A 1,048-nucleotide genomic window follows, 5' to 3' on the forward strand; every position below is an offset into this window, starting at 1 on the left:
CAGGTTCTCCAGGCTGACCACGGTGGGCCAGGGGGGCGGGAACCTGACGATCTCGAACAGGCCGATCAGCCCTGGGTGCGGGGTGGCGGTCAGCGGCATGACCTGGATGGAGATGTTGGGCAGGCCGGCCATGTCCAGCAGGTGCCGCAATTGCTCGCGCATCACCGAGGAGGACGGGGCGAAGCGCTGGTGGAGAGCTGCCTCGTGGATGACCGCCCACAGCTTGAGCGGGCCGTCCGGGCGGGCGGTGAGCACGGCTTGGCGGGTGCGGCGGACCTCGGCCAAGGCGTGCACTTCCTCCGGGGTGCGGGTGATCGCGGTGGCGGTGATGATCTCCCGCGCGTACGCGCCGGTCTGCAGGAGCCCGGGAATGAGGTTCGGTGTCCAGATGTGGGTGGATTCGGCGTCCGATTCCAGGGTGAGGTAGTCGCGGTAGACGGCCGCGACCACATCCCCGTACGGCTGCCACCAGCCCTGCTTACCCGCGTCCTTGGCCAGCCCTTCCAGGGCAGTAACTACTTCCGGATCCGTGATGCCGTACAGCTCCAGCAGTCGGGGAACGTCCTTATATGGCATGCGCGCCTTGGCGTTCTCGATGCGTGAGAGCTTGCTCTCGTCCCAGCCCATGGCCTCGGCTGCCCGCTCCTGGCTCAGCTTCGCTTCCTCGCGGTAGGAGCGAAGCGTGCTGCCGAGCCGGCGTCTGCGCAGTGTGGGTGCTGCTTTCACATTCGGCATGGTGCGCTTTGCCACCTCCGCGGTTCCGGACAAGACGACGCAGGTGCAGCTTGGCACTCGCCGGGTTCGCAAGTCGATAGAACGCGGGTTCGTTCTTCTGCCAATCTCGGTTGCAAGGTTGCGAGTTGGGGGTCGGCGACTGCATTGTTCTATCTCAGGATGTGACGGGCCCGGCGCGGTCGGTCGCACACTCTGACGGTTAAGGCGGCCTTCGATGGCCGCAACCCTGCACACCCTGACGGGCAGCGGCTCCGGCGTCACGATGCGCCCGGGGGCCGCTGGGAGGCCGTCGCCCTCCGCGCCGCGCACGGCG

General features: G+C 67.6%; 1 protein-coding gene. It reads right to left on the reverse strand.

Annotated elements, in window-relative coordinates; genetic code table 11:
* Positions 1-750 (reverse strand): helix-turn-helix domain-containing protein (locus JXZ78_RS40020; protein WP_308281084.1); only part of this gene is annotated, 750 nt, incomplete at its 3' end.
* Between the last annotated feature and the right edge of the window lie 298 nt (positions 751-1,048).

Source organism: Streptomyces monomycini (assembly GCF_022271435.1).
Taxonomy (GTDB): domain Bacteria; phylum Actinomycetota; class Actinomycetes; order Streptomycetales; family Streptomycetaceae; genus Streptomyces; species Streptomyces monomycini.